The organism is Amycolatopsis sp. CA-128772, from assembly GCF_002904295.1.
Lineage (GTDB): Bacteria > Actinomycetota > Actinomycetes > Mycobacteriales > Pseudonocardiaceae > Amycolatopsis.
Window position 1 is genome coordinate 25,394 of the sequence record NZ_PPHG01000007.1, and the last position, 25,395, is coordinate 50,788.

Consider the following 25,395-nt stretch of genomic DNA (forward strand, 5'->3'; position numbering starts at 1 on the left):
CTACTTCGCGAGCACCTCCTCGGTCGTGGCCACCTGCACCAGCGGGCCGTACAGGCGCATGATGTCCAGGGCCTTTGCGTGGCTTTCGTCGTCGACACCCGCGCAGGCGTCCGATACCACCGTCACCGAGACGCCCGCGTCCGCCGCGGCCAGGGCCGTCGACAGGACGCAGCAGTCCGTTGAGACGCCCGCCAGGACCAGGCCCGCGCCGCCGACGCGGGTGGCCATCCGCGGGGTCCACTTGCCGAACGTTGTCGCGTCCACTGTGGAGGGTGGGTGGAATGCGTCGATCACCTGGTACAGCGGGGCGTCCGGTGGTTGCAGGGCGAACGGCCACTGTGCGTAGTACCGCTTCCACGCTCCTTCCGGTTGTGCTGGTGCGACGAACCGCGTGAACACGACGTCGTTGCCGAACGCCGTCACCAGACGCGCGATGGGCGGGACCACCTCGGCGAAGCGTGGGGTGCGCCACGGGCTCGCCGGGTCGGCGAACACGTTCTGCAGGTCGATGACCGCCAGGACCGCCTTCACGCCGCCTCCTGGGCGCGGATCCGCGGCCGCGTCAGCAACGTCACCAGGAAGCCCAGCGCCAGGGCCAGCAGCACGCCGAGGTTCGCGTACGCCCACGCGCCGTCGCGGCCGCCGAGGCCGAACGGTTCCAGCAGGTAGCCCTGCCACTTGAGCCAGTCCGCCGCCGTGTTCGTCACCAGGCCCCAGCCGAGGGCCGTGGCCACCAGGACCAGCGCGATCGGGCCGACGCGGACGTCGCCGTAGCGGCCGGCCGGGTCGAAGAGGTCCGGCTCGGCGTAGTCGCGGCGGCGCAGCAGGACGTCCGCGAGCATCACGCCGCACCAGGCCGCGACCGGCACCCCCAGCGTCACCAGGAAACCCTGGAACTGGCCGAGGAACTCGCCACCGAAGAACACGATGTAGATCGTGCCGAGGACCATGATCACGCCGTCGACCAGCGCCGCCGCCGGGCGGGGGATGCGCAGGCCGGCCGAGAGCAGCGCCAGCCCCGACGAGTAGATGTCCAGCACCGCGCCGCCGACCAGGCCGAGCACCGCGACGATCGCGAACGGCACCAGGAACCACAGCGGCAGCAACGTCGTCAACGCGCCGATCGGGTCGGCCGCGATCGCCTTGTTCAGCTCCGGCGACGACCCGGCCAGCAGCAGCCCGAACACCAGCAGCACCAGCGGCGCCACCGACGCGCCGAACGTCGTCCAGCCGACCACGCCGCGGCTCGACGACGACCGCGGCAGGTACCGCGAGTAGTCCGCGGCCGCGTTGACCCAGCCGAGGCCGAAGCCGGTCATCAGGAACACCAGCGCGCCGACCCACTGCTGCGCCGAGCCGGAGGGCAGCTCGCGCACCGCCGCCCAGTGCACGTCACCGGCCACGAGGACCACGTAGACCACCGTCAGCACGCCGGTGATCCAGGTGATCCACGTCTGCAGCCGCATGATCGCGTCGAAACCGAGCACGCCGGCGGCGACGGTCAGCGCCGCCACCACGACCAGCGCGACCACCTTCGTCGCCGTTCCGCCGCCCCAGCCGAGACGCTCGAACACGGTCGCCGTGGCCAGTGTCGCCAGTGCGGCGAGCACGGTTTCCCAGCCGACCGTCAGCAGCCACGAGATCGCCGACGGCAGCCGGTTGCCGCGCACGCCGAACGCCGCCCGCGAGAGCAGCATCGTCGGCGCCGACCCGCGTTTGCCGGCGATGGCGATGAATCCGCACAGCAGGAACGAGAACAGGATGCCGACCACGCCGGCCACGAGGGCCTGCCCGAACGAGATGCCGAAGCCGAGGGTGAACGAGCCGTAGCTCAGCCCCAGCACCGACACGTTCGCGCCGAACCACGGCCAGAACAGCTGCCGCGGCCGTCCGCGCCGCTCGGCGTCGTCGATCACGTCGAGGCCGTTGGTCTCCACCTCGAGCCTGCGGGAACCGGTCATCGCATGGCCTCCACCAGCTGGTCGATCTCCTCCCGGACCGGCGCGGTCGCCGGGCCGGGACGGGTCACCGAAAGCGCGGCCGCCGCGTTGGCGCGCACGGCGGCGTCGAGGAGAGTACTGCCGCGCAGCAGCTCCGCGGCCAGTACGCCGCAGTGCGTGTCACCGGCGCCGGTCGTGTCCACCGCGTCGACCGGGAACCCGGGGACGTCGGTGATCCGGCCGTGTTCGTGGACGCGACAGCCTTTCGCGCCTTCGCGGACGACGACGACGGGCGGCAGCTCGCCCAGCACCTCGGCTTCGCGGGCTGTGCAGCTCAGTATGTCTACTGTGGATAAAAGGTCATGGAGGTCTCCAGGGTTGATGTCGCCGATGAGGGGGCCAGGATCGAACAGGATCCTCGAGCCGGGAAGACGGGGTAGCCACTCGAGGAGGGCCCCGCGATTGATGTCGTGCAACCAACTGTATCCGCTCACGTACACGACGTCGTCAGTCTTTGGGGTGATCCGGTCGAGAAATTCGGCGTGCAGCCGTCCCTCGGCGCCGGTGCCGGTCGCGAAGGTGCGCTCGCCGCTCGCTTCGACGAGCACGACGACGACGCCGGTGTCCACTTTGGACATACGATCGTGCGCCAGCGCAATGCCTTCCGCCGCCAATGCCTCACGGGCGAGGTCGCCGAAAGGGCCGGTACCGTGACTGCCCGCGTAAAGCACGCGCGCGCCGGACCGCGCGGCGGCGGCCATGACGTTGAAACCCCCACCGGGCAACAGTTTCGTCGACGACGCCAGCACGTCGCCGCCGGCCGGCGGCAGGGCCGGCACCGCCATGACGAGGTCGACGACGACCTGCCCGGTGTGCACCAGCCGCCCGCTCATCGCCGGCGCAGCTTCAGGAGTTCGTCGACCAGCGGCCCGAATTCGAGCCGGTTGACGGCGAGCACGGTCTCGACGACGTCGGGGCGGAACGCGCCGACGCCGTGCGCGGCGCCGAGCATCGCCCCGCAGATCGCGGCCACGGTGTCGGTGTCGCCGCCGAGCCCGGCGGCCAGCCGCAGCGCCGCCGGCGGGTCGTCGCCCATGGCTTCGGCCAGCGCGAACGCGGCGACGACGGATTCCTGCGACGCGACCGACGTGCCGATCACCCGTGCGACCGCGTCGGCCACGGCGTCCGCGGCCATGCCCCGCACCCAGCCGCGCGCCCACCGGATCCGGGCCGCGATCTCCCCGCCGGGCGCCCAGTGCCCGCGTTCCCCGCCCACGACGGCGGCGCGCTCGCCGGCGTCGAGCGCTTCGGCCAGGCTCGCGCCGTCGACGCCGGCGGAGACGACGGCCGCCACCGCGGCGGCCGACGCGATGCCGAGGTTGGTGTTGTGCGTGACCCGCGCGGTCGCGACGACCGCGTCGACCAGCCGGTGCAGGTCGTCGGCCGGCGTGGCGATGCCCACCGGCGCGACCCGCATGGCGGCGCCGTTGGTGGTCCCGCCGCGGCCGGCTTCGTCGGCCGGGACGCCGTCCTGGAGCCGCGACAGCGCCCGCTTGGTGGACGGCCCGAGCAGGTCCGCGGAACCGCGGCGGACCATGTCGGCTTCCCAGATGAGCAGGGCGTCGGCGAAGACGTGCGGCTCCACCGTGCCGCGGCCGTCGATGAGCAGCCGGGCCAGCAGGATGGCCTGCTCGGTGTCGTCGGTGACCGAGCCGGCGGGCATCGACGGCGCGACCGGCTGTTCGGCGACGGCGGTGAGCAGGCCGGTGACCGGCCCGTAGGTGGCCGCGATGGCGGCGCGGGACATCGACTGCGTCGGCATGCCGAGCGCGTCGCCGACGGCCAGCCCGGTGAACGCGCCGAGCGCCCGGTCCCGCGCGCTCACCGGTGCCCGAAGGTGAGGTGGAACTGGAACCGGTCCGGGTCCAGCAGGCTGACGACCCGTTCGACGAGCCGGCCTTCGGCGTCGACCGAGGTGCGCTCGGCGCGCAGGAAGAGCTCGCCGATGCTGCGGCCGAGGAGCCCGGCCGCGCAGACGTCGAGGCGTTCGGTGCTGATCCACTGGTCGCCGCCGACGGAGATTCGCCCGGCGGCTTCGAGGGTCTTGGTCAGGGAGCCGTCTCGCAGGCCGGTTCCCGGAAGGTCGGCGAGCGGCCCGGCGGCGGGCACGGTGGCGGTTTCCAGGGAGATCCCGCGGTCGTGCTCCCGCCGCAGCCGCCGCACGGCGACGTAGGCCGTCTCGCCGAATTCTTCCGCCAGGGCCCGGTCTTCGACGGTCTCGATGCCGAGCAGCTCGGTGGTGACCGGCGCGCCGGCGTCGGCGAGGGCGCGGGCCCAGCCGATCCGCTGGTCGAGCTGGACGCCGTCGAAGGTGACGAACGACCCGACGCCGGCCTGGGTGGAGATGAGCTCGAGCTGCTGCAGCTCGGACAGGGCGCTGCGGACGGTGCCGCGGCTGACCTGGTACTGCAGGGCGAGCTGGTTCTCGCCGGGGAGGCGTTCGCCGTGGGCGAGGCGCCCGGAGCGGATCAGGTCGGTGAGGTCGCCGACCAGCTGCTGCCGCTTGCTGTACATGTACACACCTGTACACCCGGCATCGGTGCAGGTCAAGCGGTCACGAGGGTGCTCGCCTGCGCCTCCGCGGCGATCATCTTGCCCGCCTTCTCGGCGACCTTCCCGGAGACGACCATGATGACCGCGAAGGAACCCGCGAACAGGACGGTGCTCAGCCACACCATGGTCGACACGGGCAGCGTGAACGCGCCGACGATGCGGGCCGAGCTCTCCAGCGCGAAGCCGATGCCCCAGATCACGTTGCAGCGCCGCAGGACGGCGTCGAAGGTTCCGGTTCCGGAGAGCCGTTCCCACGCGGCTTCCCGCTCCGCCTTGCCGCGGGTGAGGAAGGGCCGCATGGTCTTGCTCATGATCGGCGCCGCGGTGAAGGCGGAGGCGAGGATGACCAGGCCGGTGATGCCGCTGCCGAGCGAGTCCTTGGCGATCATCATCCGGGCGTCACCGGTGACGAAGGTGAGCAGCATGCCGACGACGTTCGTGGTCAGCACGACGAGCGCGAGGCTGTTGAGCGTGCGGTCCCTGGCGAACTGGTAGAGGGTCCGGACCAGCGGGAAGACGCCGGAGGCGGCGAGGGCGGTGAAGTCGCTCGCGCCGAGCGAGTGGAGGCCGTAGTAGACCGCGGCCGGCACGGCGATCTCGATCGCGAGGGTCTTGAGGAGGGCGTTTCCGGGCTGGTTCGTCGTCATGCCGGAAGCTTGTCGCGGTGGCGGGCCTGGGAAGGATGCCGTCCGCCACGACTTCGGGCTGACAGATGTCACGGCCTCACGTTCCGCGCGGCTGCGTCGTCGGGTGGGTATGACAACGTTCCTGCGCGTCACGATCGCCCTGCAGACGCTGGCCACCTTCCTCGCGCCGGTCACCGCCGGCCTGCTGCTGAGCACCCCGAACGGGCACGTCCTGCACAGCGCTTCGGCGTACACGGTGTGGATCGTCGCCGTCGTGCAGGTGGTCGCGGCCGCACTGGTGTGGCGGCTGGGCGGCCGGGCGCCGCTGTTCGCCGTGGGGTTCCTCGTGCTGGTGACCGCGCAGGTCTTCCTCGGGATCGCGCACGTCAAAGCCGTGCACGTGCCGTTGGGGGTGCTGCTGTTCGGGTTGAGCCTGCTGCAGCTCAGCCGCCCGAATGCAGGTCTTCCGCCTCGGGGACGCAGTCGTCGTCCGGGTCGTCGAGCCAGCCGTGCGGCAGCGTGACCTTGCCCGGGGAGCCCTGGCGGCCGCGGGGGCCGTCGGCGTCGGCGGGGAAGGGGGCGTCGTGGTCGAGCCGGCCGATGAGGTCGTCGAGTTCGGGGAGGCCGGACACCATCGCGAAGCCGCGGCGGAGTTCGGAGCCGACCGGGAAGTTCATGAAGTACCAGGCCATGTGCTTGCGCAGGTCGCGCAGGGCCTTGGTCTCGCCGTCGTGGGAGATGAGCAGCTCGGCGTGCCGGCGCAGGACCTTCGCGACCTCGCCGAGGGTGGGCGGGGTCGGCAGCGGGCGGCCGGCGAACGCGGCTTCCAGCTCGCCGAACAGCCACGGCCGGCCGAGGCAGCCGCGGCCGACGACGACGCCGTCGCAGCCGGTTTCGTCGACCATGCGCAGGGCGTCGGCGGCGGAGAAGATGTCGCCGTTGCCGAGGACGGGGATGCTGGTCACGGCCTCTTTCAGGGCGGCGATCTTCGTCCAGTCGGCCTGACCGGAGTAGCGCTGGGCGGCGGTCCGGGCGTGCAGGCTGACGGCGGCGGCGCCCTCGGCTTCGGCGATGCGGCCGGCGTCGAGGTAGGTGTGGTGCTCGTCGTCGATGCCGATGCGGAACTTGACGGTGAACGGCGTGTCACCGGCGGCCTTGACGGACTCGCGCACGATGGCTTCGAACAGCTTCCGCTTGAACGGCAGCGCGGCCCCGCCGCCCTTGCGCGTCACCTTCGCGACGGGACAGCCGAAGTTGGAGTCGACGTGGTCGGCGAGGCCTTCGCCGACGATGATCCGGACGGCTTCGGCCATGGTCTTCGGGTCGACGCCGTAGAGCTGCATGGACCGGGGCTTTTCGTTCGCCCCGAAGGTCATCATGTGCATGGTCCCGGGGTGCCGTTCGACGACGGCGCGGGCGGTGATCATTTCGCACACGTAGATGCCGGCGCCGTACTCGGCGCAGAGCTGGCGGAAGGCGACGTTGGTGATGCCGGCCATCGGGGCGAGCACGACTGGGGGATCGACGCGGTAGGGGCCGATCTTCAGGGCGGGCTTGCTGAGGGTGGCGGTCACGGTCTCCATTGTCGCCTGTGGTGTCGATCACGGCGACCAGGGGCTACGCAGGTCACTTGTTCCACACGGTGACCTGCGTGCGGACGGTGTTGCCCGTCGAATTGATGTGGAGCAGGAAGGTCCGCCCCTCGGCGGTGCGCCCGCAGATTTGGTTGCCCTTCGCGTAGTAGGTGCTCTTGGCGCCGTCGGCGTCGACCGCCGATGCGCATTCGACTCGGCCCGGTTGCCCGCTTGTTTTCCAAGTGGTCAGCCGGGCAGTGCCGGTGACGTCGAGGGTGCCGCGGAGGGATACGGCCTGTATGTACTCGCCGTCGGTGTAGATCGGGGGGTTGATGTCGAGGTTGAACTTGCCCACTCAAGCTCGCCTGACCAGTAGAGAGCCTGGTCGGCCTCGGCCGGTGCCGAGTTCGTCCTGCTGCTGGATGGCGGTTCGCCGTGTGGTGCGGTCTCCGGAGCACTCTTCAGGCCGATAAAGAGCCCGGCGCCGGTGAGCGCGGTGATCAGGGCCGCGATCGCGGTGACCCAATTCGGGATTTTTTCGCTCCAGCCGGACTTTTTCGGCGGCTGGCTTTTGTCGCTCATCGTGGCCCCCTCGATGTGATCGACGTAACACTCTACGGGACCGCTCGGGCATAGGGTTCGGCGTATGACGAACGCGCCCCTCCGCTGGGGAATCATGGGTACCGGTGGCATCGCCGGTGCCTTCGCCGAGGACCTCGAGCTCACCGAGTCCGGGGTCGTCGCCGCCGTCGGGTCGCGGACCGCCGAGAGTGCCGGGCGGTTTGCCGATCACCACGGCATACCCGCCCGGCACAGCAGCTACGAGGCCCTTGCGAACGATCCGGACGTCGACGTCGTTTACGTCGCCACTCCGCATCCCATGCACCACGGCAACGCGCGGCTCGCCCTCGAAGCCGGGAAGCCCGTGCTCGTCGAGAAGCCGTTCACGATGAACGCCGAGGAAGCTCAGGACCTCGTCGACCTGGCGCGGTCCAGGGACCTCTTCCTGATGGAAGCCATGTGGACGCGGTTCCTGCCGCACGTCCGGCACATCCGCGAGCTCCTGCCGCAGCTCGGGTCCGTCGTCACCGTGGCCGCCGATCACGGGCAGTGGTTCGCCGAAGATGCCGGGTTCCGGCTGTTCGCGCCGGAACTCGGCGGCGGTGCGCTGCTCGACCTGGGGATCTATCCCGTTTCCTTCGCGTCGATGGTCCTCGGGGCGCCCGAGCGGGTGGCCGCCATGGCCACCCCCGCCTTCACCGGCGTCGACGCGCAGATGTCCATGCTGTTCGGCTACGCGAGTGGCGCGCAGGCCGTGCTGACCTGCACGTTGAGCGCTGTTTCGCCGACCACCGCGACGATCGTCGGCACCGACGCGCGCATCGAGGTCGACGGGCCGTTCTACGCGCCCGCGTCCTTCACCTTCGTCCCGCGCGAAGGCGAGCGGCAGCGCTTCGAACACGTCGACGAAGGCCGTGGGCTGCGGCACCAGGCCGACGAAGTCGCCCGGCGGCTGGCCGGCGGGGAGACCGAGAGCCCGCTCATGCCGCTGGCCGAGACCGTCTCGATCATGACCACCATGGACCAGGTGCTGGCCGCGACCAGGACGTGACCGCGGATTGAGTAGTGCTACGGATCCGCAGGTCGGCGTGGTGCGTGACCCTGTCCGGTATGACCACCGAAGCAGATGTGCTCCTCCGGCTCGCCGGCGAGATCGACGACCTGGGGCGTCGTCTCGCCCTGGTGGGTTCCGAACTGCGGACCGTCCGGGACGGGGAACCGGAACCGGCCGAGCCGCCGAAGCAGGCCGAACAGCCCGAGCCGCCGAAGCAGGCTGAACAGCCCAAGCCGGCCGGACCACCGCAACCCCCGCCCCAGGCGCCCCGGCCGGCCCGGCCCGAGTCGGTCCCGCTGCCGCAGTACCACTGGCAGCCGCCGCAGCAGCAGTACTTCCCGCCGCCGCAGTACCCGCCCGCGCCGCCCTACCAGCCCGTTCCGCGCCAGACGCTGGGCGAAAAGCTCGGCAAGGAAGGCGCCGGCAGCCGCGTGCTCGCCTGGGTCGGCGGGGCCGTCACGCTCCTCGGCGTCGTCCTGCTGCTCGTGCTGGCCGTGCAGCGGGGCTGGCTCGGGCCGCTGCCGCGGGTGCTCGTCGGCGCCGGGTTCGGGCTGGCGCTGACCGGCACTGGCGTGTGGCTGCACCGCAAGCCCGCCGGCCGCACCGGGGCCTTCGCCCTGGCCGCCACCGGCATCGCCACGCTCTACCTGGACGCCGTCGCCGCGACCACGCTGTACGGCTTCCTGCCGGTGCTCGCCGGGCTCGCCGCCGGGCTGCTGGTCGCCGTCGGCGGGTTGCTGGTCGCCGTGCGGTGGGAGTCGCCGCTGCTGGCCTCCGCCGTCGTCGTCGGCTGCGTCGTGTGCGCGCCGATGATCGTGCGCGGCTTCACCCCCGAACTGGTCACCTTCCTGCTTATGGTGCAGCTCGCGACGGCGCCGGTGCAGCTGCGCCGCGACTGGTCGTCGCTGACGCTCGCCGCCGGCATCCCGCCGCTGCTCGCCTCGGTGATCAGCACCGCCGTGCTGGGCGCGGGCGGCAGCTGGGCCAACACCGCCGCGGCCGGCGGGGCCGGGGTCGCCGGGATCGTGCTCGCCCTGATCGTGCTGCGCCGCCGCGAGAACGACCCCGCGGCGCTGTCCGTGCTGGCGACCGCCGTGCTGCCGGCGCTGATCGCGGCGGTGCTGCTGCCGAAGGCGCAGGCGGTGCCGATCGCGGCCGGCGCGGGCGTCGTCCTGCTCGGCGTCTGGGCCGCCCGCCGCTGGTGGCCCGGCTTCGCCGGCCAGGTGGCCGGGCTGGCCGGCCTGCTGGCGATCCTGCAGGCGACGGTCACCCAGTTCGACGGTCCCGCGCGGGCCGGGGTGCTGCTCGGCGAGGCGCTGCTGCTGGTCGTGGCCGCGGTGGGCGGGCGCAACCGGGGTGCGCTCGCCGCCGCGCTCGGGTTCGCGTCCATCGGCGGCCTGCTCGGCGTCGTTTTCGACGTCACGCCCGCGCTGCTGATCGTGCCGCGCAACCGGCCGGTCGCCGAGCTGGCCGGCGCGCTCGCCGTCGCCGTGCTGATCCTCGCCGTGTCGGTCGCGCTGCCGTGGGCCGCGGCGCGCCTGGCGGTGTTCCGCGGACCGGCCGACGACCTGCCGATCTGGCTCCTCGCCGGGGTCTCGGCGCTCTACGGCGCCGCCGGGGTGGTGCTGTGCGGTGCCCTGCTGGCCGTTCCCGGCCGGACCGGGTTCCTGCTGGGCCACGCCCTGATCACGGTGTCCTGGACGGTCGCGGCGCTCGTGCTGCTGCTGCGCGGGATCGACGTCGTGGCGCTGCGCGTGACCGGGCTGATCCTGGTCGGCGCCGCGGTGCTCAAGCTGGTGCTGTTCGACCTCTCGGCGCTGGACGGGCTGGCCCGGGTGGGCGCGTTCCTCGGGGCCGGCCTGGTGCTGCTGGCGGCCGGGACGCGGTACGCGCGGCGGGTCGCGTCACGTTAAGTGCGGGAGGAAATTGTCGGTGCCCCGTGGTTACCTGGATCACCAGCCCGACGACCAGGGGGTACCGACATGGCCACACCGAAGCTCGCCGATCGCGCCGGCGAGAAGATCGCCTGGCTGACCACGGTCACGCCGAAGGGCCGGCCCGCGCCGCGGCCCGTGTGGTTCGTCCTCGACGGCGACGACATCGTGCTGTTCAGCGAACCCGGCACCGCGAAGCTCCGGCACATCGAGGCGAACCCGGACGTGAGCTTCCACTTCAACAGCGACGAGCACGGCGGCTCGATCCTGGTCGTCACCGGGAAAGCGCACGTGGAGAAGGGCAAGGCGTCCGAGGCGCCCGGCTACCTCGACAAGTACGGCCCGCACTACGCGGGGATCGGCTTGACCGCCGACGGGTTCGACGGCAAGTACTCCGTCCGCATCCGCGTGGTGCCCGAGCGCACCTGGGGGTTCTGATGTAGTCCAATTCGGACGGTCGCAACCCGGGAGTTGGTAAGAAAGTCACGGATTCGCCGTCGTGTGGACACCTCCATGTCCGGTTAAGGTGAATCGGTGCCCGAACACACCGGCGAAACCCGCAACGAGCAGCTCACGCGCAACGTCGGCGAGCTCCTGCAGGAACTGCGCGTCGCGCAGGCCGGGGTGCAGATCCTGTTCGGCTTCCTGCTGTCGGTCGTGTTCACCGACCGGTTCCACGACGCCAGCGGGTTCGAGAAGTCGCTGCACCTGTCCGCGGTGACGCTCGCGGTGGCGGCCACGGCGCTGCTGACCGCGCCCGCGGCGTGGCACCGGCTGCTGTTCCGCACCGGCAGCCGCGAGCGGATCCTGACCGTCGGCAACCGGTTCGTGCTGGTCGGGCTGGTCTGCCTGGCGCTGGCCATCACCTCGACGGTCGCGCTGATCGCCAAGGTGGTCTACGGCTGGATCGCCATGGTCGTGCTGGGCGTGCTGTGCCTGCTGATCTTCGGGATCCTCTGGTTCGTCATGCCGTTCCGGCTGAACCCGGGCGCTCAGCCGAGCGGTCCGCCCAAGTAGCGCGTGTCCTCCTGGACGAAGCAGAGCGGGTTGCCGAACGGGTCGTCGGCGTAGAACGACCGTTCGCCCCAGAACTGGGTCTCGATCGAGTCGTCGACCCAGCGCGGCCCGGCGGCGCGGACCCGCTCGAACGTCTCCTCGACGTCGTCGACCGCGAGGTAGACGATCCGCGGGTCCTTCCCCGGCCGCGGCTCGCGGTGCGCGGGCGGGGCCTCGACGCAGGCGAGCACGACCCCGCCGCAGGTGAAGTAGTGCCGGTTGACCGAGACGCGCTCGCCGGGAGCGCCGAAGACGGCGGCGTAGAAGGCGACGGCGACCTCGATGTCGTCGACGGGCTGGATCAACCGGAACACCCGCGGGCCGCTCATGCGGGCACAGTACCGCTGTTCATTCCGTGTTCGGCAGCAGTTGCCTGTGCGGTCGGAAGCCGCCCGTAGCTTCCGGCCCGTGACTGACACTTCTCGCCGGACCTTCCTCCTCGGCGCCCCGGCCGTCGCCGCCGCGGCGACCCTGCCGAACGTCCTCGGCGCCCCGGCCGCCGGAGCCACCGGCCGGCACCGCCCGGACCCCGAAGATCCGCGCTTCACGCTCGTGGTCATGCCGGACACGCAGTACCTGTTCGACGAGGACCGCGGCGACGCGGCCCCGCTGGACGCCTCGCTGCGGTACGTCCTCGACGAGGCGGCCGACAACGTTGTCTTCCTCGCCCACCTCGGCGATCTCACCCAGAACGGCCGGGCGGACGAGTTCGCCCGGATCGGCCGGTCGTTCCAGGCGCTGGACCGCCGCCGGTTTCCGTACAGCACCCTCGCCGGCAACCACGACATCGACGGCTCGAAGGACGACCAGCGCGGCCCCTCGCCGTACCTCGACGCCTTCGGCCCGCAGCGCCAGCGCAACTCGCCGACCTTCAAGGGCGCGTCGAAGGACGGCTACAACACGTTCCACATCTTCCGCGGCGGCGGCCGCGAGTGGCTGCTGCTGGCGCTGGACTGGCGGCCCTCGGCGGGCGGCCTGAACTGGGCGAAGCAGGTCCTCGCGCAGCACCCGACGCTGCCGGCCATCCTGACCATCCACGAGCTCGTCTGGGCCGACGACGACCACCAGGCCCAGTTCTCCACGTTCGGCGAGCACGTCTGGCAGGAGCTCGTCCAAGGCAACGACCAGATCTTCCTGACCCTCAACGGGCACTACTGGCCGACCGGGCGCACCGTCCGGAAGAACGCGGCCGGCCACGACGTGCACGTCCACCTCGCCAACTACCAGGACCGCTACTACGGCGGCAGCGCGATGGTCCGGCTCTACCAGTTCGACCTCGCGCGCGGCGTGATCGACGTCCGGACGTTCTCGCCGTGGCTCGCCGCGCAGGACCACCTGAGCGAAATGCAGCAGGTGGAGGTCGAACGCAGCGGCGCGGCCGACTACTTCAGCCTGGAGATCGACTTCGCCGAGCGGTTCCGCGGCTTCGCGCCGGTGCCGGTGCCACCCGCAAGGCCGGCGAAGCAGCTGCTGATCCCCGGAACCGTCGCGTACTGGCGCTTCGAGGGTGGTCAGGACGGCCAGACCGTGCCGGCCGACGTCGTCGTGCTGGACCGGACCGGCCGCGGCAACGACCTCACGCGCGTGACCGCGCCCGGGAGCGGGCCGGACGCGTTGAAGTACTCGAGCGAGTTCTCGCCGCGGCAGCCGTCGCGGGCGAGCCTGCGGTTCGACGGCGGCCGCGATCCCAGCCGGGGGGCGTACCTGCGCACGGTCGACGCGGCCCCGATCAACCAGCTGAAGTTCGAGCGCGGCTACACCGTCGAGGCGTTCTTCCGGCTGCCGGCGAACTTCAAGGACGGCCACCACGGCTGGTGCGGCCTGTTCGCCCGGCAGGGCAGCGGCGCCGCCGCGGGCAAGACCGGCGACGACCCGAAGGAATCGGCGGCCACGCTGTCCCTTTCGGACGGTGGGGAGCTGCAGTGGGCGGTCTACCCGCTGAACCAGAACCGGACGTCGACCAACTGGGGCCACGAGCTGCCGGTCGAAAAGTGGTGGCACGTCGCCGTGGTGAACGACGGCCGGCGCACGACGATGTACGTCGACGGCTGCCCGGTGGTCCGGAACCCGGCCACGCCGGCGGCCGGGCTCGCCGATCCGGGCGGCTCGTGGCTGGTCGGAGCGTCGTCCTACGACGGCAAGGTCGACCGCAGTTTCGCGGGGCTGCTGGGCGACGTGCGGGTGGTCGACCGGCCGTTGAACCCGCGTGAATTCATGCTGGGCTGAGGCCCTTGACAGCGGGTGGACAATAAAAAATCGGCGTGCTCTCCAGAAACATCGGGAGCGATCGCCGAACCTGATATGAGTCTAACCGCTGTGAGGGGAACTTGTCAAACCAGGGGTACGACGAGGAATTGCGGGAAGAACGGGCCTACGTCGCCGCGCTGTACGAGCGGCTCGATCGCGAGCGCGCGGCGGCGCAGGCCCGCTACCACGGGGCTCTCGGGCAAACCGGGGTGACACCGGGGGAACGGGAGACCGACGTCCGGCGCCGGTCGCGGGAGGCGGCCCGGCTGGACGTCGCCGACAACGGGCTTTGTTTCGGCCGGTTGGACGCCCTTTCGGGCGAAACCGGCTACATCGGCCGGATCGGGCTGTTCGACGCGGAAAACGACTACGAACCGTTCCTGCTGGATTGGCGGGCGCCGGCGGCGCGGCCGTTCTACGTCGCCACCGCGGCGACGCCGGAAAACATGCGCCGCCGTCGCCAGTTCCACACGAGGGGCCGCCGGGTCCTCGATTTCACCGATGAAGTTTTCGGCCGTCCCGGCGAGGCCGAACGCGGGGACGCGGCGCTGCTCGCGGCCGTCAACGCGCCCCGCGGCGAGGGCATGCGGGACATCGTCGCGACCATCCAGGCCGAGCAGGACGAGATCATCCGCCTCGGCCACGCCGGGGTGCTGGTCGTCGAAGGCGGCCCCGGCACCGGCAAGACGGCCGTCGCCCTGCACCGGGTGGCGTACCTGCTCTACACGCGGCGCGAGCGGATGTCCCGCAGCGGCGTGCTCGTGGTCGGGCCGAGCCCGCTGTTCCTCGACCACATCGGCCGCGTGCTGCCGTCGCTCGGCGAGTCGGACGTCGTCTTCCGGACCACCGGCGGGCTCGTCCCCGGTCTGCGCGTCACAGCCGAGGACACGCCGGAAGTCGCGCGGCTCAAGGGTTCGCTGCGGATCCTCGACGTGCTGGCGGCCGCGGTCGCCGACCGCCAGCAGGTGCCCGAAGAGCCGGTGCCGATCGACCTGGGTGACGTCGTCGTGGCCCTCGACGCCGAGCTCGTGGCCGAGGCCCGGCTCGAAGCGCGCGGAACCGGCCTGCCCCACAACGAAGCCCGCGCGGTCTTCCGCGAACGCGCCGTCGCGCTCGTCGCCGAGCGGGTCGTGGCGAAGATCGGGGAAGGCTGGCTGACGCGGGCGGACCGTGGGTTGTGGGCGGACCTGCGCGCCGACGTCCTCGCCGAGCTCGCGGAACACGAAGCGCTCGGCGCCGCGCTCGACGGGCTGTGGCCGTACCTGACGCCGGAGACGCTGCTGGCGCCGCTGTACCTGTCGCCGCGCCGGCTCGAGGCCGCCGGGGCCGATCCGGCCTTGTTCCGCGCGGACGGCACGGCTTGGACCGTGTCCGACGTGCCGTTGCTCGACGAGCTGGTCGACCTGCTCGGCCGGGACGACGCCGGGGAACGTGCCGCCGCGCGGCAGCGGGCGGAAGCGGAGGCCGAGTACGCCTCCGGCGTCATGGAACTGCTGAAGCTGGACGCCGAGGAGCTGGACGAGGACGTCGCGCTGGTCGCCGAGGACCTGCTCGACGCCGACGAGCTGGCCGGGCGGTTCACCGAGCACGACCCGCGCGACCTCGCCGAACGGGCGGCCGCGGACCGCGACTGGACGTACGGGCACGTCGTCGTCGACGAGGCCCAGGAACTGTCCGAAATGGACTGGCGGGTGCTGATGCGGCGGTGCCCGAGCCGGTCGTTCACCATCGTCGGCGACCTCGCGCAGCGCCGGTCCGCGGCGGGGGCGCGCGACTGGGCGACGATGCTCACCCCGTACGCCGGCGACCGCTGGCTGTACCGCGAGCTGACCGTGAACTACCGCACCCCGGCGGAGATCATGACCGTCGCGGGCGCGCTGCTGGCCCGGTTCGCGCCGGCCGTGCGGCCGCCGGAGTCGGTGCGCGCGTGCGGGGTCCGGCCGTGGTCCAGACGAGTGACGGACGACGAACTCCCGGACGCCATCGAGGACTTCGTCCGCGACGAGGCCGGCCGCGAGGGCACCAGCGTCGTGATCGGCCCGCCGGGCGTACCCGGCACGCTCCCGCCGTCGGCCACCAAGGGCCTGGAGTTCGACGCCGTCCTCGTGGTCGAGCCCGCGCGGATCCTGGCCGCGGGTCCCCGTGGCGCGGCCGAGCTCTACGTCGCGCTCACGCGCGCCACGCAGCGCCTCGGAGTGCTGCACCGGGATCCGCTCCCGGCGGCGCTGACCGGCCTCGCCGAGGCCGGGGTGCCGGCGCGGGCCGGGCACCGGCGGTTCCTGTAGCGGGCGAGGGGGTGGCGGGTGCAGGCCCGTCATCCCCGTACCGCTACGCCGTGAGCCGGCCCCAGGAGTAGTCCTGCTTGGCCAGCTTCAGGTACACGAACAGCTCGGTCCCGGACACGCCCGGGATCTTGCGCACTTCGTCGCCCAGCACCTCGAGCATGTGGTCGTCGTCCCGGCAGACGAGTTCGGCCAGCAGGTCGTAGCGCCCGGCGCACAACACGACGTAGTGCACGTTTTCGAGCTCGGACAGCTTGTCCGCGACGTCGCGGGGATCGGCGCCGTCGACGTTGATGCCGACCATGGCCTGCCGGGTCAGGTCGACGTTGGCGGGGTCGGTCACCGCGACGATCTGCATCAGGTCGTCACGCAGCAGCCGCTGGACGCGCTGGCGGACTGCTCCCTCCGAAAGCCCGACCGCCTTGGCGAGCGCGGTGAACGAGGCGCGGCCGTCCTGTTGGAGCAAGGCGATCAACGATCTGTCCGTATTGTCCAGCGCGCGCGCACGTGGTTCGTCACCCATGCCGTCCCTCCCTGTGTTTCGGCATGTGATTTGTCAAGTGCGCAGCGTATCGAGACCTGCCGAGAAAGCGAGCCCTCCGCGTCAGCTTCGCGTGATTCGGCGTACACGCCGCGCTCAGCCGAGGAATCGGTGGTCAGCGAGGAAATCGACAAGGCTTTCCGAGGCGGTTTTGTGCGCCCGCGCACAGCGGGACGCGCGTACCGCTGTGCGGCAGGTACCGTCTGGCGGCTCTGTCGTACCGATACCCCCAGGAGGACCCGCGCATGTCCGAGGCCGTGGCGCTCGGCGTCGCCCCCGCCGTTCCCGCCAAGGGACTGCGCGGCGGCGCGCTCGGCATGGTGTCGTCGATGGTCATCGGGATGTCGTCGACCGCGCCGGCGTACTCCATCGCGGCCACGCTGGGGCTGATCGTGCTGGCCGGCACCGGGTTCAAGGCCGCCGCGTTCGTGCTGCTCTCCTTCGTGCCGGTGCTGTTCGTGGCCTTCGCCTTCCGCGAGCTGAACACCGCGGAACCCGACTGCGGCACCAACTTCACCTGGGCCGCCCGCGCGTTCGGCCCGCACGCCGGGTGGTTCACCGGCTGGGTCGTCACGGTCGCGCAGCTGCTGGTGATGAGCAGCCAGTCCGCGCTCACCGGCCGGTACACGCTGCTGCTGTTCGGCGCGACGGACGCGGCGGGCAACCGGTGGGTGACGACGGCGATCGGCGCGGCTTGGCTGCTGGCGCTGTGCTGGCTCTGCTACCGCGGGATCGAGGTGTCCGCACGGGCGCAGTGGATCCTGCTCGGCGTGGAACTCACGGTCCTGGTGCTCTTCTCGGTCGTCGCGCTGGTCCGCGTCTTCGACGGCACGGCCGGGCCGCAGGCGTCGGTGCCGCGGCTGGACTGGCTGTGGCCGGGCGGGGTCTCCGCCGGCACCGCGGTTTCGGCGGTCCTGCTGGCCGTGTTCATCTACTGGGGCTGGGAAAGCTCGCTGTCGGTCAACGAGGAGTCGGCCGACCCGCGCCGCGCGCCGGGGCGGGCCGCGGTGCTCTCGACGGTGCTGCTGGTGCTGAACTACCTGCTCGTGACGGTTGCCGCGCTGGCCTTCGCCGGGGTCGGCGCCGAGGGGATCGGCCTGGCCAACGAAGCCAACTCGGAGGACGTCCTGGCCGGTCTCGGCGGCGCGGTGTTCGGCGACGGCACCACGGGCAAGGTCCTGGGCGTGCTGCTGATCGTTTCCGTGCTCACCAGCGGCGCGGCGACCAGCCAGGCGACGATCATGCCGGCCGCGCGCACGACGTTGTCGATGGCCAGCCACGGTGCGCTGCCGCGGGTTTTCGGGCGCGTGCACTCGCGGTTCCAGACGCCCACCGTGGCGACCTGGGCGTTCGGGCTGGTGTCGCTGGCCGGGTACGTGCTGCTCGCGTTGATCAGCGACAACGTGCTGGCCGACTCGGTCGACGCGGTGGGCCTGACCATCGCCATCGAGTACACGATGACGGCGCTGGCCTGCGTCTGGGTGTTCCGCCGGACGCTCTTCGCGAGCGTGCGCAACTTCGTGCTGCGCGGGCTGCTGCCGTTCACCGGCGGCGTGTTCTTCCTGGCGGTACTGGTGTTCGCGCTGATCGAGTACGCGCGGCCGGACGCGGGCGAGACGACGGTGTTCGGCATCGGCGGCGTCGCGGTGATCGGCGTGGTGTCGATCGTGCTGGGGGTGCCGCTGATGTTCGCGGTCCACCGGGCCTGCCGCGAGTTCTTCGCCGGCCGCCGCCTGCCGCGCGGGTTCGTGCCGCGCGGCGGCGACAGCATCGTCAGCCCAGGTCCCGCCGACTGAGGTCCTCCTCGGTCTCGCGGCGCACCAGCAGCGTGGCGACGCCGTCCCGCACGCCGACCAGCGGCGGCCGGCCGGCCTGGTTGTAGTTCGACGCAAGCGAGTGGTGGTAGGCGCCGGTGCACGGCACGGCCAGCAGGTCGCCGGCGTGCAGGTCGGCGGGCAGGCTGAGGCCGTCGGCGAGCACGTCACCGGCTTCGCAGTGCCGGCCGACGACGGTCATCGGGACGCGCTGCGCCTTCGACCGCCGTCCGACCAGGCGCGTGGTGTAGCGGGCGCCGTAGAGGGCCGGTCGCGCGTTGTCGCTCATGCCGCCGTCGACCGCGACGAAGGTGCGGCTGCCGCGCTTGACCGCGCACACGCGGTACACCGTGATCCCGGCCGGCCCGACGAGCGCCCGGCCGGGCTCGATCGTCAGGCGGGGCAAGGGGAAGCCGTGCGCCGCGCATTCGTACGCGAGCGCGACGCGCAGCCGCCGCGAGTAGCCGCCGAGGTCGAACGCGGGCTCGCCGCCGACGTACGGCACCGCGTGCCCGCCGCCGAGGTCGAGCTCCCGCAGCGTGACGCCGTGGGTGTCGCGGATCCGGACGAGGACCTCGGCCATCCGGCGCGCAGCGGCCTCGTACCGGTCGACGCGGGACACCTGCGAGCCGATGTGGCAATGCAGGCCCTGCAGCCGCAACCCGGGTTGCTTCTTCACGGCTTCGACGGCGGCGTCGACGTTGTCGGGAACGCCGTCGAGGAGCGAGAAGCCGAACTTCTGGCCTTCGGTGCCGGTGCTGATGGCGGCGTGCGCCCCGGCGGCGACGCCCGGTGTCACCCGGATCATCACCTGCTGGGCGCCGTGGGCGAGCGCGCCGAGCTGCTCGATCTCGTCGAGCGAGTCGACGACGATTCGCCGGACGCCGTAGCCGAGCGCGGCCTTCAGGTCTTCGGGCGTCTTCGCGTTGCCGTGCAGCAGCATGCGCTCCGCGGGGAAGCCGACCGAGCGTGCGACGGCGATCTCGCCGGCGGAGCAGGTGTCGAGCGACAACCCCTCTTTGGCGACCCAGCGCAGGACAGCGCGCGTACACAGCGCCTTGCTCGCGTACGCGACTTCGACGTCCGGCAGCGCTTCGCGGTACTCGCGCGCGGTGTCTCGGACCTGCTGTTCGTCGATGAGGTAGGACGGCGTCCCGAAGCGGGCGGCGAGGTGGCTGACGGGCGCGCCGGCGAAGAGCAGCTCGCCGTCTTCGCCGAGTCGGGTGCTTCGCGGCCAGACTCCTGGCTCGAGGTGATCGGCGGCTTCGCAGCCGAGGCTGGGAAGAAGCTCGCTGAGCGTCACGGGTGCCTCCGGGCATCACGGCGGATCGGACTGCCGCCAGAACACCCCGGCGGGCGGTCCCGGAGATCACCCGTGAACGCCGTCCTGACGGCCGCGGTTTGCCCGCTTACTCCTTGTTAACGCGCGAGTAACTTGGGTCACTCACGCCAGGCCCCACGAGGACAGCAGCCCGGACAGCTCGGCGCGCTCGGGCCCGGTCAGCAGCCGGCTCGGCGGGCGGACGTCCGGGCGGCACAGGCCCAGCTGGCCCAGTGCGTCCTTGACCACGCTGACGTTGTTCGCGTTCCCGTTCGCCGCGCGGAGTTCCTCGAACGGGCGGATCCGCTCCCAGACCGTCATCGCCGCCGGGTAGTCGCCTGTGGACAGTGCGCGGAACATCTCCAGGGAGATCGCCGGGTCGACGTTCACCAGCCCCGACGTGAAGCCGGTCGCACCGACGGCGAAGTAGCCCGGGGCCGACAGCTCCGCCAGGCCGGCGATCCACACGAACCGGTCGAAGCCGGCGTCGCGGGCGACCGAGCCGAAGCGCACCGGGTCCGGAACCGCGTACTTCACGCCGATGACGTTCGGGGCCGCCTCGCCGAGCGCGTGCAGCTGCTCGCCGGTGATCGCCGGGTTGCGGACGTACAGCACCACCCCGAGTTCGGGGACCGCGGCCGCGATCGCCGCGTGGTAGTCGACCCAGCCGTCGTCCGAGACGTACGGGTGGACCGGCTGGTGGATCATGATCAGGTCCGCGCCGGCCGCCCGCGCGTGCACCGCGGCGCGCGTCGCCGAAGCCACGTCGTGGCCGATGCCCGCGAGCACGCTCGCCCGGCCGGCCGCGGCTTCGACGGTGACTTCGAGGCACTGCCGCGCTTCGGCCGCGTCGAGCGCGTAGAACTCGCCCGTGTTGCCGTTCGGCGTCACGACCTCGATGCCGCCGGTGATCAGGCGGTCCACCAGCTTCGCGTACGTCTGGCCGTCGACGGCGCCCTCGGCGTCGAACGGCGTGACCGGGATCGCCACCACCCCGGACAGCCGCCGCCTCTGCTCCTCGAACGTCATCGGGCCCCCTTCGGATCGCCGGTCTCGGTGGTGCGGTCGCCGGGCAGCTCGAAGGCGACCCGGTCGATGAAATCGGTGATGTGTTTGCGCAGCAGGTGTTCGGTCTGCCGCGCGTTGCCGCTCTCGGCGGCGTTCAGGATCGCCCGGTGCTCGGCCGCCTCGCCCTGCCAGGTCGGGCTGATGCCCCAGCCCGTGACGGTGATCAGCGCGGCCTGGTCGCGCAGCCCGTCCAGGACCTCGACCAGCAGCGGGTTCCCGCACCCGGCGTAGAGCGCGCGGTGGAACAGCCGGTTGGCCAGGCTCGCCTTTGCGCGGTCGGTGGCCGCCGCACCGGTCTCGACGCCGGCCAGCACCTGCCGCGCGGGCTCGAAGTCCGCGCCCCGCTCGACGGCCCGCCGGACGGCTTCGGGTTCCAGCAGCGCGCGCAGGTCATAGACCGCGTACGCGCTCTCGGCGTCCATGAGCCGGACCGCCGCCCCCTTGTACGTGCTCATCGTGACCAAACCGGAACCGGCCAGGATTCGCAGGGCCTCGCGCACCGGCGTCTTCGACACCCCGAGCAGGGCGCCGACCTCGGCTTCGACGAGCGTTTCGCCCGGCCCGAACTCGCCGCTCAAGATCGCTTCCTTGATCGCGTCACGCACGAAATCCGTCCGCGAGACGGGCGGCGGCGGCCTCCGGGCCGAAGAAGTGCTCGCCACTGGCATGTCCGATCTGATATACGATGCGACATACAACATTATCACGGACCTAGGGAGCAGCCATGCAGCGTTGCACCGGCTTCCGATTCCGACGAGTGTTGCTGGCGGTGGGCCTCGCCGCCGGTCTGGCGGCCTGCGGCGCGCCCGGCGGCGACGGTGGCCAGGCGGCGGATCCCCAGGCCGTGCCGGACAAGCCGAGCAAACCCGTCGAGCTGAACATCCTCGACGTCGCGGGCAACCTGCAGCTCACCAAGCAGATGATCGAGAACTTCAAAGCCGCGCACCCCGAAGTCCTCGCGAAGGTCACCTATTCGACGGCGCCCGCGCCGAGCATGGCGGGCAAGCTGAAGGCCGAGCAGGACGGTGGCGTCGCCCAGACGCACCTGGTCCTCAGCGGCACCGACGGCCTCTCGGCGGGCATCGCGAACGGCACGCTGGCCAAGGTGCTGCCGGACTTCTCGAGCCGGTTCCCGAACCTGATGCAGAACTACCTCGAGCCCGCGGCCAAGATGCAGGAGCTGGCCAACGGCTACGGCATCGAGGTCGTCTACTACCCCTCCGGCCCGCTGCTGGAGTTCAACCCCGGCGCGGTGCCCGCCGCGCCCGCGTCCCCGCAGGAGCTGCTCGACTGGGCGAAGGCGCACCCGGAGAAGTTCCAGTACGCCCAGCCGTCGAACTCCGGCCCGGGCCGGACGTTCCTGATGGGCCTGCCCTACCTGCTCGGCGACAAGGACCCGAAGGACCCGGACCAGGGCTGGGACAAGACCTGGACGTTCCTGCAGGAGCTCGGCAAGTACGTGAAGTACTACCCGTCGGGCACGACCGAGACGATGAAGAACCTCGCGTCCGGCTCGGTGGACATGATCATGTCGACGACCGGCTGGGACATCAACCCGCGCAAGCTCGGCACGGTCCCCGGCACGGTCAAGACGGCGGTCATGCAGCCGATGCACTGGGTCACCGACGCCCAGTACGCGCTCATCCCGAAGGGCCTCTCGCCCGACCAGGAGTCGGCGATCCTGCAGCTGGTCGCCTGGATGCTCAAGCCGGACCAGCAGGCGATCGCCTACGACGACGGGTACTTCTACCCCGGCCCGGCGGTCAAGGACGTCACCCTGCAGATGGCGCCGCAGAAGAGCCAGGACACCCTTCGGCAGTTCGGCCGCCCGGAGTACGACCAGTGGATCGCGCAGTACCCGAAGGAGACCTCGCTGCCGGCCGAGCAGCAGGTGAAGGCGTTCGACAAGTGGAACCAGCTGGTCGGCGGCTCGAAGGTCGGCAAGAAGTGACGTTCGGGCAGCTGCGGCTGGACGGCGTCTCGCGCAGCTTCGGCACCGCGAACGCCCTGCGCGGCCTCGACCTCACCATCGCGCGCGGCGAGTTCGTCGCCCTGCTCGGCCCGTCCGGCTGCGGCAAGTCGACGGCGCTGAACTGCCTGGCCGGCCTGCTGCCGCTGACCGCGGGCAGCATCTGGCTCGACGACGCCCGCATCGACGGCCGGCCGCCGGAGCAGCGCGGGTTCGGGATGGTCTTCCAGAACTACGCGCTGTTCCCGCACATGTCCGTCCGCGCCAACGTCGGGTTCGGCCTGAAGATGCGCAAGGTCGGCCGCGCCGAGACCCGGCGCCGGGTGGACGAGGCCCTCCGGCTCGTCCAGCTCACCGAACACGCGGCGAAGTTCCCCGCGCAGCTGTCCGGTGGCCAGCAGCAGCGCGTCGCCATCGCCCGCGCGGTGGTCTTGGAGCCGCCGGTGGTGCTGATGGACGAGCCGTTGTCCAATTTGGACGCCAAGCTCCGCCTGGAGATGCGGATGGAGATCCGCCGCCTCCACCAGACGCTCGGCCTGACCACGGTGTACGTCACCCACGACCAGGAGGAGGCGCTGTCGCTGGCCGACCGCCTGGTCGTGCTGCGCGAGGGCGCCGTCCAGCAGATCGGCACGCCCGAGGAGGTCTACGCGCAGCCGGTCAACAGCTACGTCGCGTCCTTCATGGGCTACCGCAACCTCCTGGACGCCACGGTCACCGGCGCCGCGGGCTCGTCGGTCACCGTGGAGGGCGCGGGCGTCCGCCTCACCGGCCGCGGCTCGCTCACCGAAGGCCCGGCGAAGGTGGCCATCCGCCCGGAGGACTTCGTCGTCGGCGGCGGCACCGAGAACGCCCTCGACGTCACCGCCGAGATCGTCGAGTACCACGGCCGCGAGCTGTCGGTCTCGGCCCGGCTGGCGTCCGGGGTCCCGGTCTACTTCCGGACCGACGAGCGCCTGGCCCCCGGCGACACCGCGAAGATCGGCGTCCCGGCCGAGCGGGTCCTGGTGTTCGAGCCGTGACGGCCGTGGCGAGCGCCCGCCCGGCGCTGCGGCACCGGCTGGCCGAACGCGGCATCGACCGCACCCTGCTGCTCCTGGTGCCCGGCCTGCTGGTCACCGCCTGCCTGTTCCTGTATCCGTTCCTCTACGGCCTCCAATTGTCCTTCGCCCCGCGCAAGGGCGGGGTCTTCGCGAACTACGCCCGGTTCTTCGGCGACCCGTACCTGCGCGACACGATCTGGACGACGCTCGGCATCGCGCTGCCGGCGACGTTCATCAACGTCCTCGCGAGCATTCCGATCGCGTACGTGATGCGCGGCCGCGTCCGCGGCAAACGCCTCCTGACCACGATCCTGGTCGTGCCGATCACGCTCGGCACGGTGCTCACTGCGCAGGGCCTGATCATGTACGGCGGACCCGCGGGCTGGCTGAACAAGGTGCTCACCGTCCTGGGCATCACCGACCAGCCGCTGCCGCTGATCCACAACTACACCGGCGTGCTGCTGTCCTTGGTCATCACCGGCTTCCCGTTCTCCTTCCTGCTGACGCTGTCCTACCTCTCGGGCATCGACCCGTCCCTGGAGAAGGCGGCCGCGACGCTCGGCGCCAACGGCGTCCAGCGCTTCCGGCGGATCACGCTGCCCCTCCTGGCTCCCGGCCTGGCGATCACCTTCTGCCTTTCGTTCGTGATGGCGTTCTCGGTCTTCCCGAGCGCGCAGCTCGTCGGCGACCCGGCGAACGAGACGCGCGTGATCTCGATCGCCGCCTACCACGCGGCCTTCGAGGAGTACGACTACTCGATGGGCTCGGCCGTCGCGATGCTGATGGCGGTGCTCATGCTGATCGTGATCGGCCTGGTCATGGCGTGGCGCGCTACCCTGTACCGCGGAGCGACCGGAGGCAAGGGATGACCGGCTGGGTCGCGCGTCCCGGACGTTGGGTCGTCTGGTCCGTGGTCGCGTTCTTCTTCGTCAACCTCGCCGGCGTCGTGCTCTCGGTGGTGGTCGACTCGTTCGGCACGCAGTGGTTCGGCAGCTGGCTCCCGGACGGCTTCACCACCCACTGGTACGCCGACGCCTGGCGCGAGTTCGGCCTGTCGGACGTCTTCCTCACGACGGCGATCGTCGCCCTGGTGGTGATCGCCGTGTCGGTGGCGGTCGGCGTCCCGGCCGCCTATGCACTGGCCCGTCGCTCGTTCCCCGGCAAGCGCCTGGTGATGCTCCTGTTCGTGCTGCCGATCCTGATCCCTCCCATCACCTACGGCATCCCGCTGGCCACCGTGCTGTACAAGTTCCACCTGGCCGGCACGATCACCGGCGTCATCCTGGCCAACCTGGTGCCGTCGGTGCCGTTCGTCGTGCTGACGATGACGCCGTTCATCGAGCAGATCGACCCGAAGATCGAGGCCGCGGCCCGCATGTCCGGCGCGCGGACCGGCTCGGTGTTCACCCGCATCCTGGGCCCGCTGCTGCTGCCGGGCATCCTGGCCGCGTCGATCCTGGTGCTGGTCCGCACGGTCGGCATGTTCGAGCTGACGTTCCTCACCGCCGGCCCGGACTCGACGACCCTCGTGGTGGCGCTGTACAACTCCGTGTTCGCCGCGGGCATCCGCGCCAACCAGTCGGTCGACGCCATGGCGACCATCTACACCGCGTCCATGCTCGTGCTCCTTCTCGTCGCGTTGCGGTTCGTGAACCCGACCCAGCTGGTGACCCGGATCCGGGAGGAGACCTGACCTGTTCGCTCATGCGTTCGACTGTAGCGCGAAAAGTCGAACGCATGATCGACACGATC

Annotated in this window: 25 protein-coding genes; 12 read left to right on the plus strand and 13 right to left on the minus strand. The window is 71.4% G+C overall.

Going from position 1 to position 25,395, the window contains the following annotated elements:
* The 6 genes from C2L59_RS02755 to C2L59_RS02780 are packed head-to-tail and all read right to left on the minus strand — an operon-like array spanning position 1 to position 5,200.
* Positions 1-531, minus strand: coding sequence for a cysteine hydrolase family protein (locus C2L59_RS02755; RefSeq protein WP_103347917.1), 531 nt, complete (start codon positions 529-531; stop codon positions 1-3).
* Positions 528-1,961 carry a cytosine permease gene (locus C2L59_RS02760; RefSeq protein WP_103347918.1) on the minus strand — a complete coding sequence of 478 codons (1,434 nt, stop codon included), beginning with the start codon at positions 1,959-1,961 and terminating at the stop codon, positions 528-530. Before C2L59_RS02760 ends, C2L59_RS02755 begins: the two co-directional genes overlap by 4 nt.
* Positions 1,958-2,833, minus strand: coding sequence for a PfkB family carbohydrate kinase (locus tag C2L59_RS02765; RefSeq protein WP_103347919.1), 876 nt, complete (start codon positions 2,831-2,833; stop codon positions 1,958-1,960). The genes C2L59_RS02760 and C2L59_RS02765 overlap by 4 nt, the downstream gene beginning before the upstream one ends.
* The gene (locus C2L59_RS02770) at positions 2,830-3,825 is read right to left on the minus strand and encodes an ADP-ribosylglycohydrolase family protein (protein WP_103347920.1); all 996 of its coding nucleotides are present in this window, start codon (positions 3,823-3,825) and stop codon (positions 2,830-2,832) included. The genes C2L59_RS02765 and C2L59_RS02770 overlap by 4 nt, the downstream gene beginning before the upstream one ends.
* Complete coding sequence (locus C2L59_RS02775) at positions 3,822-4,514, minus strand: GntR family transcriptional regulator (protein WP_199198881.1); 693 nt, start codon at positions 4,512-4,514, stop codon at positions 3,822-3,824. Before C2L59_RS02775 ends, C2L59_RS02770 begins: the two co-directional genes overlap by 4 nt.
* A gap of 32 nt (positions 4,515-4,546) precedes the next feature.
* Entirely contained in the window at positions 4,547-5,200 is a 654-nt protein-coding gene (locus C2L59_RS02780) for a VC0807 family protein (RefSeq protein ID WP_103347922.1), read from the minus strand.
* Positions 5,201-5,309: 109 nt separating this feature from the next.
* Here C2L59_RS02780 and C2L59_RS02785 point away from each other — a divergent pair, with 109 nt between their 5' ends.
* Positions 5,310-5,702, plus strand: a complete 393-nt coding sequence (locus tag C2L59_RS02785; protein WP_103347923.1) for a hypothetical protein — start codon at positions 5,310-5,312, stop codon at positions 5,700-5,702.
* Here the strand turns inward: C2L59_RS02785 and dusB are convergent.
* A complete protein-coding gene (dusB, locus tag C2L59_RS02790) occupies positions 5,623-6,762 on the minus strand; it encodes a tRNA dihydrouridine synthase DusB (RefSeq protein ID WP_103347924.1) in 1,140 nt (379 codons plus the stop codon). The two genes, C2L59_RS02785 and dusB, sit on opposite strands and share 80 nt — an antisense overlap.
* Before the next feature lie 43 nt (positions 6,763-6,805).
* A complete protein-coding gene (locus C2L59_RS02795) occupies positions 6,806-7,108 on the minus strand; it encodes a hypothetical protein (protein ID WP_103347925.1) in 303 nt (100 codons plus the stop codon).
* Between the two features lie 291 nt (positions 7,109-7,399).
* On the opposite strand from C2L59_RS02795, the gene C2L59_RS02800 reads away from it, so the two are divergent.
* From C2L59_RS02800 to C2L59_RS02815, 4 genes are all read left to right on the plus strand, one after another.
* On the plus strand, positions 7,400-8,365 hold the full coding sequence (locus C2L59_RS02800) for a Gfo/Idh/MocA family protein (protein WP_103347926.1): 966 nt from the start codon (positions 7,400-7,402) through the stop codon (positions 8,363-8,365).
* Between the two features lie 59 nt (positions 8,366-8,424).
* Positions 8,425-10,281, plus strand: a complete 1,857-nt coding sequence (locus C2L59_RS02805) for a DUF2339 domain-containing protein (RefSeq protein ID WP_233223240.1) — start codon at positions 8,425-8,427, stop codon at positions 10,279-10,281.
* A gap of 69 nt (positions 10,282-10,350) precedes the next feature.
* Entirely contained in the window at positions 10,351-10,740 is a 390-nt protein-coding gene (locus C2L59_RS02810; protein WP_103347928.1) for a TIGR03667 family PPOX class F420-dependent oxidoreductase, read from the plus strand.
* 96 nt (positions 10,741-10,836) lie between these two features.
* Complete coding sequence (locus tag C2L59_RS02815; protein WP_103347929.1) at positions 10,837-11,319, plus strand: DUF6328 family protein; 483 nt, start codon at positions 10,837-10,839, stop codon at positions 11,317-11,319.
* On the opposite strand, the gene C2L59_RS02820 is transcribed toward C2L59_RS02815, so the two are convergent.
* Positions 11,295-11,687, minus strand: a complete 393-nt coding sequence (locus C2L59_RS02820) for a glyoxalase/bleomycin resistance/extradiol dioxygenase family protein (RefSeq protein ID WP_103347930.1) — start codon at positions 11,685-11,687, stop codon at positions 11,295-11,297. The genes C2L59_RS02815 and C2L59_RS02820 overlap by 25 nt on opposite strands.
* A gap of 79 nt (positions 11,688-11,766) precedes the next feature.
* Here C2L59_RS02820 and C2L59_RS02825 point away from each other — a divergent pair, with 79 nt between their 5' ends.
* Both C2L59_RS02825 and helR read left to right on the plus strand, forming a co-directional pair.
* Positions 11,767-13,584, plus strand: a complete 1,818-nt coding sequence (locus C2L59_RS02825; protein WP_103347931.1) for a LamG-like jellyroll fold domain-containing protein — start codon at positions 11,767-11,769, stop codon at positions 13,582-13,584.
* A gap of 101 nt (positions 13,585-13,685) precedes the next feature.
* Positions 13,686-15,890 (plus strand): RNA polymerase recycling motor ATPase HelR, encoded by a 2,205-nt coding sequence (helR, locus tag C2L59_RS02830; protein WP_103347932.1) that lies wholly within the window; start codon positions 13,686-13,688, stop codon positions 15,888-15,890.
* A 43-nt stretch (positions 15,891-15,933) separates the two neighbouring features.
* Here helR and C2L59_RS02835 read toward each other — a convergent pair whose 3' ends face one another.
* A complete protein-coding gene (locus C2L59_RS02835; RefSeq protein WP_103347933.1) occupies positions 15,934-16,410 on the minus strand; it encodes an Lrp/AsnC family transcriptional regulator in 477 nt (158 codons plus the stop codon).
* Positions 16,411-16,673: 263 nt separating this feature from the next.
* Between C2L59_RS02835 and C2L59_RS02840 the strand changes: the two genes are divergently transcribed.
* Entirely contained in the window at positions 16,674-18,224 is a 1,551-nt protein-coding gene (locus C2L59_RS02840; protein WP_103347934.1) for an APC family permease, read from the plus strand.
* Here C2L59_RS02840 and lysA read toward each other — a convergent pair.
* The 3 genes from lysA to C2L59_RS02855 all read right to left on the minus strand — a co-directional run bounded on the left by lysA (position 18,202) and on the right by C2L59_RS02855 (position 21,293).
* The gene (lysA, locus tag C2L59_RS02845) at positions 18,202-19,545 is read right to left on the minus strand and encodes a diaminopimelate decarboxylase (protein WP_103347935.1); all 1,344 of its coding nucleotides are present in this window, start codon (positions 19,543-19,545) and stop codon (positions 18,202-18,204) included. The genes C2L59_RS02840 and lysA overlap by 23 nt on opposite strands.
* Positions 19,546-19,686: 141 nt before the next feature.
* Complete coding sequence (locus tag C2L59_RS02850; protein ID WP_103347936.1) at positions 19,687-20,592, minus strand: dihydrodipicolinate synthase family protein; 906 nt, start codon at positions 20,590-20,592, stop codon at positions 19,687-19,689.
* The gene (locus C2L59_RS02855; protein ID WP_103347937.1) at positions 20,589-21,293 is read right to left on the minus strand and encodes a GntR family transcriptional regulator; all 705 of its coding nucleotides are present in this window, start codon (positions 21,291-21,293) and stop codon (positions 20,589-20,591) included. The genes C2L59_RS02850 and C2L59_RS02855 overlap by 4 nt, the downstream gene beginning before the upstream one ends.
* 95 nt (positions 21,294-21,388) lie before the next feature.
* Here C2L59_RS02855 and C2L59_RS02860 point away from each other — a divergent pair, with 95 nt between their 5' ends.
* Genes C2L59_RS02860 through C2L59_RS02875 form a run of 4 tightly spaced genes read left to right on the plus strand, consistent with a single transcriptional unit; the run spans position 21,389 to position 25,336 of the window.
* Positions 21,389-22,582 (plus strand): extracellular solute-binding protein, encoded by a 1,194-nt coding sequence (locus tag C2L59_RS02860; protein WP_103347938.1) that lies wholly within the window; start codon positions 21,389-21,391, stop codon positions 22,580-22,582.
* A complete protein-coding gene (locus C2L59_RS02865; RefSeq protein WP_103347939.1) occupies positions 22,579-23,622 on the plus strand; it encodes an ABC transporter ATP-binding protein in 1,044 nt (347 codons plus the stop codon). The genes C2L59_RS02860 and C2L59_RS02865 overlap by 4 nt, the downstream gene beginning before the upstream one ends.
* A complete protein-coding gene (locus C2L59_RS02870; protein ID WP_103347940.1) occupies positions 23,619-24,512 on the plus strand; it encodes an ABC transporter permease in 894 nt (297 codons plus the stop codon). Before C2L59_RS02865 ends, C2L59_RS02870 begins: the two co-directional genes overlap by 4 nt.
* Positions 24,509-25,336 (plus strand): ABC transporter permease, encoded by an 828-nt coding sequence (locus C2L59_RS02875; protein ID WP_103347941.1) that lies wholly within the window; start codon positions 24,509-24,511, stop codon positions 25,334-25,336. The genes C2L59_RS02870 and C2L59_RS02875 overlap by 4 nt, the downstream gene beginning before the upstream one ends.
* The last annotated feature ends 59 nt before the right edge of the window (positions 25,337-25,395 follow it).

Excerpts from the sequence above, each read along its gene's own strand:
- C2L59_RS02840 (WP_103347934.1), top strand. The coding sequence starts at position 16,674 with ATGTCCGAGGCCGTGGCGCTCGGCGTCGCCCCCGCCGTTCCCGCCAAG.
- C2L59_RS02875 (WP_103347941.1), top strand. The coding sequence starts at position 24,509 with ATGACCGGCTGGGTCGCGCGTCCCGGACGTTGGGTCGTCTGGTCCGTG.
- C2L59_RS02820 (WP_103347930.1), bottom strand. The coding sequence starts at position 11,687 with ATGAGCGGCCCGCGGGTGTTCCGGTTGATCCAGCCCGTCGACGACATC.
- C2L59_RS02765 (WP_103347919.1), bottom strand. The coding sequence starts at position 2,833 with ATGAGCGGGCGGCTGGTGCACACCGGGCAGGTCGTCGTCGACCTCGTC.
- C2L59_RS02760 (WP_103347918.1), bottom strand. The coding sequence starts at position 1,961 with ATGACCGGTTCCCGCAGGCTCGAGGTGGAGACCAACGGCCTCGACGTG.
- C2L59_RS02810 (WP_103347928.1), top strand. The coding sequence starts at position 10,351 with ATGGCCACACCGAAGCTCGCCGATCGCGCCGGCGAGAAGATCGCCTGG.
- C2L59_RS02785 (WP_103347923.1), top strand. The coding sequence starts at position 5,310 with ATGACAACGTTCCTGCGCGTCACGATCGCCCTGCAGACGCTGGCCACC.
- C2L59_RS02835 (WP_103347933.1), bottom strand. The coding sequence starts at position 16,410 with ATGGGTGACGAACCACGTGCGCGCGCGCTGGACAATACGGACAGATCG.
- C2L59_RS02805 (WP_233223240.1), top strand. The coding sequence starts at position 8,425 with ATGACCACCGAAGCAGATGTGCTCCTCCGGCTCGCCGGCGAGATCGAC.
- C2L59_RS02780 (WP_103347922.1), bottom strand. The coding sequence starts at position 5,200 with ATGACGACGAACCAGCCCGGAAACGCCCTCCTCAAGACCCTCGCGATC.
- dusB (WP_103347924.1), bottom strand. The coding sequence starts at position 6,762 with ATGGAGACCGTGACCGCCACCCTCAGCAAGCCCGCCCTGAAGATCGGC.
- C2L59_RS02800 (WP_103347926.1), top strand. The coding sequence starts at position 7,400 with ATGACGAACGCGCCCCTCCGCTGGGGAATCATGGGTACCGGTGGCATC.
- C2L59_RS02850 (WP_103347936.1), bottom strand. The coding sequence starts at position 20,592 with ATGACGTTCGAGGAGCAGAGGCGGCGGCTGTCCGGGGTGGTGGCGATC.
- C2L59_RS02775 (WP_199198881.1), bottom strand. The coding sequence starts at position 4,514 with ATGTACAGCAAGCGGCAGCAGCTGGTCGGCGACCTCACCGACCTGATC.